Here is a 7,376-nt window from a genome sequence, read left to right as displayed (position 1 = left end):
AGTGCGGGCAAAAAAGATGCGTCAAGATGGCGCGGCTGAATTTATCAGTGCTTCCATAGATTGTCTGTGTCAATATAGACGTTATTATCCAATACTTTCAGATGGCTCTCGGTGAGAATGTCCCGCAGCTTTTTGTTCTTTCCATATCCTTTCCGCACCTCCGCAAGCGGAATAATGCGCGAAAAAAGCTGCAGCTCAATCCCATTGGCAAAGGGGACTTCGAGCAGCCCCTGCTGTGTTTTCAGGAAACAGGTCGTCAGCTCATATTTTTGCAGACGTTTCAGTTCATTTGCAGACAACGCAGGCTGACCGACACTTTTCAAGTTCATCGAGTTGATCTCGAAATTATCCAAGTAGTTCATATCAATGGCGAGATGCTTCAGATGTGCCTCCTTCATCCCACGCTCGGTTACAATCATCGCCCGACGTTTATTGTCCGTAACCACCTTGATTGCAGGAATGAAGTCGCGATCATGAGAGAAAATGGCAAAGATATCCGTATCCGGCTCCTCATACACGGCGCGAACAATCGCCGCTGTCATAAAGGTATCGGCACTGTTCTTGCCGAAAAAACAAGGAACATAAGAATAGCTCCCTGCCCATGATGGTTCAGTCTTGCCAAATACATCGATCCGAAACAGCTCATGCTCTTTTTGGAGTTCCCTACAGCCCTTGTTAAAAAGTTTCTCTGTAATGTTCTCTGCATCAACGAATACATGTATTCTCACAACAGCTCTCCTCTGCAGCAGGAGGCACAGATACCACTTCCTGCGTTGACAGAACAATCTCTGCCTACTCTTTAATTCTCTTTTGCACTGCAAGTTTCCTTCTTTATTTACACATAAAAAAGAACTGCTGAACGAAATTTTCATTCAACAGTTCTCTCTCACAACAGCTTACGCCTTACCTGCAAGTTTCTTGTAATTGTTGTAGCGCGTCTCCGCATCCTTCTGCGTCTTCTCAAAGAGAGCCTCTGCAGCCTCAGGGAAGTTACGCTGAAGCGTCGTATAGCGGTTCTCACCCATCAGGAAGTCCTTGAACTTCGAGAAGTCCGGCTCCTTGGAGTCGAGGCTGAACGGATTCTTGCCCTTCTCCTCAAGCTGCGGATTATAGCGGTAATTCGTCCAGTAGCCGCACTCGACCGCGAGCTTGCCCTCAAGCTGCGCACAGCCCATGCCCTTGCGGATGCCGTGGTTGATACACGGCGAGTACGCGATGATGAGGGATGACCCCGGATATGCCTCCGCCTCGCTGATCGCCTTGAGTACCTGATTCTGGTCGGCTCCCATATCCACCTGTGCAACGTAGACGTAGCCGTAGGACATCGCCATTATGCCGAGATCCTTCTTCTTCGTCTTCTTGCCGGTTGCTGCGAACTCGGCAATCGCTGCCGCAGGCGTCGCCTTCGATGCCTGTCCGCCCGTATTCGAGTAGACCTCGGTATCAAAGACCATGACGTTGACATCCTCACCGGAGGCAAGCACGTGATCCACGCCGCCAAAGCCGATGTCGTACGCCCAGCCATCGCCGCCGAACACCCACTGCGAACGCTTGACAAAGTAATCGTGGTCGCTGTAGATGCGGCAGAGAAGTTCATCCGTGCCCTTCTCCTTCTCGAGCAGTTCACGCAAGAGGTCGGCGCGATCACGCGTGCCCTCTCCGCTGTCGCGCTTCTCAAGCCAGAGCTGCATTGCCGCCTGAAGTTCAGCAGAACCCTTCTTCTCCTCGATCGCCTGCGTCACCGCAGCCGCGATGGACTCACGCACAGCCTTCGTGCCAAGCAACATACCGAGTCCGTACTCCGCATTGTCCTCGAACAGCGAGTTTGCCCATGCGGGGCCGTAGCCCTTCGGGTTCTTCGTGTACGGGATCGCGGGTGCACTCGCTCCCCAGATGGAGGAGCAGCCCGTCGCGTTGGCGATCATCATGCGGTCGCCGAAAAGCTGTGTGACGAGCTTGGCATACGGCGTCTCGCCGCAGCCTGCACACGCACCCGAGAATTCAAAGAGCGGCTGCTCAAACTGCGAGCCGATCACCGTCGTCTTCTTCATCGGAACATTCTTGACCGCGACCTTCTCCGTATCGACGCCATAGTCAAAGTACTTCTGTTCCGCGCGAAGCTTGTCATCGAGCAGTGTCATGTCGAGCGCCTTGCCCGGGCAGACCTGCGCACAGTTGCCACAGCCGAGGCAGTCGAGCGTCGATACGGCAATCGTAAGGTTCATACCCTTTGCCGGACGAGATTTCACGGACTTCATGCCCTCGGGTGCCGCTGCAAGCTCCTCGTCCGTCGTCAGGATCGGACGAATCGTTGCGTGCGGGCAGACAAAAGCGCACTGATTGCACTGGATGCACTTCTCCGGCTGCCATACGGGAACGGAGATCGCCGTGCCGCGCTTCTCGAACGCCGTACCGCCGACAGGGAACGTGCCGTCCTCCATACTGAGCAGCTCAGAGATCTTGAGTTTGTCGCCCTCCTGACGGTTCATGACGTTCTGGATCTTCGTGATGAATTCCGGTGTCTTTGCATTGACCGGCACTTCCTCATCCACAGCGTCCTTCCATTCAGCAGGAACGTTGACGCGGTGGAGCGACTCAATGCCGTGATCGATCGCGCCGTTGTTCATGTTGACGACCTTCTCACCCTTGCTTCCATAGGACGAAACGACCGCATCCTTGAGATACTTGACCGCATCGTCAAGAGGAATGATATTTGCAAGTTTGAAGAACGCCGACTGCATAACCATATTGAAACGTCCGCCGAGGCCGAGTTCGCGGGCGATGTGAACCGCATCCACCGTGTAGAACTGAATGTCGTTGGAGGCGATGTAGCGGCGCATCGACGCAGGCAGGTGTGTATTCAGCTCCTCGTCCGACCAGAACGTATTGAGGAGGAACGTGCCGCCCTTTTTGAGGCCTGCGAGGAGGTCATACTGACGCACATAGGACTGCTGCGAGCAGGAGATGAAGTCCGCCTTGTTGATGAGATACGGGCTAATGATGGGCGACTTGCCAAAGCGCAGATGACTCATCGTGATGCCGCCCGACTTCTTCGAGTCATAAGCGAAGTACGCCTGTGCATACATATCCGTCTTGTCGCCGATGATCTTGATCGCGCTCTTGTTCGCACCAACTGTGCCGTCCGAACCAAGTCCCCAGAACTTGCACGCCGTCGTTCCCTCTTTCGTGAGGTTGATATCCCCATGAATCGGCGCAAGGCTACGGTTGGTCACATCGTCCTCGATACCGATCGTAAAGCCGTGGATCGGATCGTCCTTCTTGAGCTCCTCATAGACAGCAAAGACCTGATCGGGCGTCGTGTCCTTACCGCCGAGACCATAGCGGCCGCCGACAATGACAGGGTTCATGCCGGAACTGTAATACGCTGCCTTGACATCGAGATAGAGCGGCTCGCCGAGCGATCCCGGTTCCTTTGTACGATCGAGAACGGCGACCTTCTGCACCGTCTTCGGGAGATACTTGAAGAAATGTTCGATGGAAAACGGACGATAGAGATGGACGGAAAGCAGACCGACCTTCTCCCCCTGTGCGTTGAGATATTCGGCGACCTCCTGTGCCGTTTGGCAGACCGATCCCATCGCAATAATGATGCGCTCGGCATCGGGCGCACCATAGTAGTCAAAGAGATGGTGCTCGCGGCCCGTGATCTTCGTCATCTGCGCCATTGCCTCTTCGACGAGTTCAGGAATGGCATCGTAGTAGCGGTTGACCGCCTCGCGCCCCTGGAAGTAGATATCAGGATTCTGGGCCGTACCGCGTACCGCCGGATGATCCGGGTTGAGTGCGCGGCGACGGAACTCATTGACTGCATCCCAGTCGAGAATCTTCGCGAGATCGGCATAGTCCACGACCTCGATCTTCTGAATCTCATGCGAGGTGCGGAAACCGTCAAAGAAGTTGATGAACGGAATGCGTCCCTTGATCGCGACCAGATGAGCCACGGCAGCGAGATCCATGACCTCCTGCACGCTCGACTCTGCGAGCATCGCAACACCTGTCTGGCGTGCTGCCATGACATCCTGATGATCACCAAAGATGTTCAGCGAGGATGCCGCAATCGCACGCGCACTGACATGGAAAACACCCGGCAGAAGCTCGCCCGCGATCTTATACATATTCGGAATCATGAGCAGAAGCCCCTGCGATGCCGTATAGGTCGTCGTCAGTGCACCTGCCTGGAGTGAGCCATGCACTGCGCCGGCAGCGCCTGCCTCCGACTGCATTTCGATGAGACGTACCCTCTGTCCGAAGATATTCTTCATGCCCTTTGCAGCAAGGCTGTCAACGTGCTCCGCCATCGGCGACGACGGCGTAATCGGATAGATCGCCGCCACATCCGTGAAGGCATAGGAGATGTAGCCGGCAGCTGTGTTGCCGTCCATCGTCTTCATTTTCTTGGCCATGTTACTGCTCCCCTCTCAAATGGAAATGCGCCCGCATTCCAAAAAATATTAAAATATAATCACATGAGCAAAGAATTTGTCCCCTCTCATTCATTTTGATAAAAAGAATCAAAAAGAATATCTATGGAGGAACACCGATTCAATACTTTCTGTTTATTATACAACGTAACATCAGGCTTGTAAACAGGATAGGCTTTCTCAATGCTGGAAAAGACTGTGTTTTCCCATTGTTTTTGTTGATAGAAACATCTAATCTTCCTATCAAAAAAACGAGCCGCACTCAGCAGCTCGTTCGTCCAAGAAGTGGATGTATGGTTGGTCTGAGATCGCGCACGCGTATGAGATGAAGTGCCTCTGCGAGGTCGATGTCACGGCGGCTGCCGCCCTCCTCATATACATAGAGCGGGGTCTCTATGCCGATCTCACTCGCGGGCATATAGATATACTCATCGGTATTCCGATCACCGAAGATAATGCCGCGCAACAGCTGCGCCTCGCGTATCAAAACATATCCCTCCGCCAGAGCATATAGACCACGGCAGACGACACACAGACCGCAATGATGACGACACGCATAAATCCGAGCGGGTCACCCTCGTACGGAACGGGTACATTCATGCCGAAGAAACTCGAAATTACCGTCGGAATCGCGAGAATGATCGTGATCGCCGTCAGGAATTTCATCACGAGGTTCAGATTGTTCGAGACAATCGAAGAGAAGGTATCCGCGAGACGCGCAAGGATCTTGCTGTACATCTCGACCATCTCGCGCGCCTGCTTGTTCTCAATGATAACATCCTCGAGCAGATCCTCATCCTCCTCGTACATCTTAAAGATATGATGCACCGAGGTATTTGTACGCAGACGCATGAGGCGGTCGAGAACTGCGCCGTTCGAGCGCAGTGCCGCATTGAAATACGTCAGACCCTTTTGCAGCTGTAAGAGGCGCAGGATCTCACTGTTCTTCATATCGTGGCGCAGACGATCCTCGATCTCCTCGGAGAGCTTGCTGATCTGGCGCAGATAGCGCAGATAGAATACATCCGACTTGTAGAGGATCTGAAAGAGGAAGCGCGTCCGCTTGTAGGTACGGAACAGCTTCGCCGTGCGCTCGTTGAACTCCGCCATCACGGGAGTTTCCTCAAGACAGACCGTAATGATGTGCTCGTCCGTGAGGATGATCGCAAGCGGCAGCGTATCGTAGCTGTCCTCACCGCGATAGACCGGCACATTCGTCAGGATCATGACCGAGTCGTCCTCGACATCCGTATGTGACCGCTCCTCATCGTCAAGCGCGGAGCGCAGGAAGTCCGGATCAACCTCCGTGAGCGTGCTGACGACTTTCAGCTCGTACGGCGTCGGGTTGACAATGTTGATCCATGCCCCCTTTGTGAGTGTCTTGAGCGACAGCTCCTGCAGAGGACCTGATTCCATGGATTTATAGATTTGCAGCAATGGTGGACGCTCCTTTCCGACCGCCCTCTCCCGTCACCGCAAAGTGCAGATGCGAAGAGAGGACGGATACATATGTGGGGGTCGGGCTGCAAAGGTGTATCGTCCATGCTCTTCACTTCCTTCCATAACATTCAAAATGACCGAATGAATTGTAACGCAAAATGCGCCGCTTGTCCAGAGCGGCGCAGAAAATGTTATACGTTGAAACGGAAGTTCACCACATCGCCGTCGCGCATGACGTACTCCTTGCCCTCCAGACGGACAAGCCCCTTGTCACGCGCCGCAGCCACGCTGCCAAGTGCAACGAGGTCGTCATAGTTTACGATCTCCGCACGAATAAAGCCGCGCTCGAAATCCGTGTGAATCTTCCCTGCCGCCTTTGGTGCCGTCGTTCCGCGTGTAATCGTCCATGCACGGCACTCATCCTCACCCGCCGTGAGAAAGGTCTGGAGGCCGAGCAGCGCAAAGGCTCCGTGAATCAGACGGTCAAGCCCGCTCTCGGACAGCCCCAGATCTTCGAGGAAGACCGTTGCCTCCTCTGCATCGAGCTCGGCGATCTCCTCTTCGAGACGCGCCGAAACCGTCATCACCTGTGCGCCCGTGCGTGCGGCATACTCCTTGACCGTCTGCACGTGAGGGTTCTCCGCGTCCGCCGTCGCCGCCTCATCCTCACCCACATTTGCGATGTAGAGAATCGGCTTGCGTGTGAGGAGATTCAGGTCGCGCAGCATCGCCTGCTCCTCTTCCGAGAGTTCCACCTCACGTGCAGGCTGCCCCTCATCGAGTGCAGTCTTCAGACGCTCAAGCGCGGCATGCTCCGCCTTTGCCTCCTTGCTGCCCGATTTAAGCAGTTTCGTGACCTTCGCCATGCGCTTCTCAACGGCCTCGAGGTCGGCAAGACAGAGTTCCGTCTCGATGATATCAATGTCGCGCAGCGGATCGACCGCACCCTCAACGTGCGTGATGTCTGTACTCTCGAAGCAGCGGACAACGTGCGCCACGGCATCCACCTGACGGATGTGCTCGAGGAATTTATTGCCGAGTCCCTCGCCCTTGGAGGCGTCCTTCACAAGTCCCGCAATATCGACAAAGCGCACGCTTGCGGGCGTCGTCTTCTTGGAGTGATAGAGATCGGTCAGCACCGTGAGCCGCTTATCCGGCACTGCAACCACGCCCACATTCGGCTCAATCGTGCAGAACGGATAATTCGCCGCCTCTGCGCCCGCCTTTGTAATCGCATTGAACAGCGTACTCTTGCCCACATTCGGCAGGCCGACGATCCCAACCTCAAGATTGCTCACTCAGATTCCCTCTTTCACAAAACTACGTCTTGCTCATCTTCTTCACACGATAATGCACTCGTTATGTTATATCAAAAAAAAACAACGAGGTCAATGATTCCGCATATTTCGTGGTAACGGGATGAAAGCATTGCCCATATTAAGGAAGCACTGATAAATTCAGCCACGCCATCTTGACGTATCTTTTTTGCCCGCA

The 7,376-nt window shown here is 54.2% G+C and carries 5 protein-coding genes; all 5 read right to left on the bottom strand.

Annotation, left to right across the window (positions count from 1 at the left end; translation table 11 throughout):
- Nucleotides 1–44 precede the first annotated feature (44 nt).
- The 5 genes from ACO6BQ_RS11535 to ychF all read right to left on the bottom strand — a co-directional run bounded on the left by ACO6BQ_RS11535 (nucleotide 45) and on the right by ychF (nucleotide 7,180).
- Entirely contained in the window at nucleotides 45–728 is a 684-nt protein-coding gene (locus ACO6BQ_RS11535) for an NYN domain-containing protein (RefSeq protein WP_489121097.1), read from the bottom strand.
- Nucleotides 729–896: 168 nt separating this feature from the next.
- Entirely contained in the window at nucleotides 897–4,424 is a 3,528-nt protein-coding gene (gene nifJ, locus ACO6BQ_RS11530; RefSeq protein ID WP_489121094.1) for a pyruvate:ferredoxin (flavodoxin) oxidoreductase, read from the bottom strand.
- A gap of 280 nt (nucleotides 4,425–4,704) precedes the next feature.
- Nucleotides 4,705–4,929, bottom strand: a complete 225-nt coding sequence (locus tag ACO6BQ_RS11525; protein WP_489121093.1) for a hypothetical protein — start codon at nucleotides 4,927–4,929, stop codon at nucleotides 4,705–4,707.
- Nucleotides 4,926–5,879, bottom strand: a complete 954-nt coding sequence (locus ACO6BQ_RS11520) for a magnesium transporter CorA family protein (protein ID WP_489121089.1) — start codon at nucleotides 5,877–5,879, stop codon at nucleotides 4,926–4,928. Before ACO6BQ_RS11520 ends, ACO6BQ_RS11525 begins: the two co-directional genes overlap by 4 nt.
- Before the next feature lie 194 nt (nucleotides 5,880–6,073).
- Entirely contained in the window at nucleotides 6,074–7,180 is a 1,107-nt protein-coding gene (ychF, locus tag ACO6BQ_RS11515) for a redox-regulated ATPase YchF (RefSeq protein ID WP_489121087.1), read from the bottom strand.
- Nucleotides 7,181–7,376: the final 196 nt, after the last annotated feature.

Source organism: Centipeda sp. (in: firmicutes), assembly GCF_057271695.1.
Note: the sequence above shows the minus strand (reverse complement) of the source record. Positions and strands in the feature narration are given on the sequence as shown.

What these genes read in the sequence shown, in the direction of transcription:
- nifJ (WP_489121094.1), bottom strand. Translation starts at nt 4,424, where the DNA reads ATGGCCAAGAAAATGAAGACGATGGACGGCAACACAGCTGCCGGCTAC.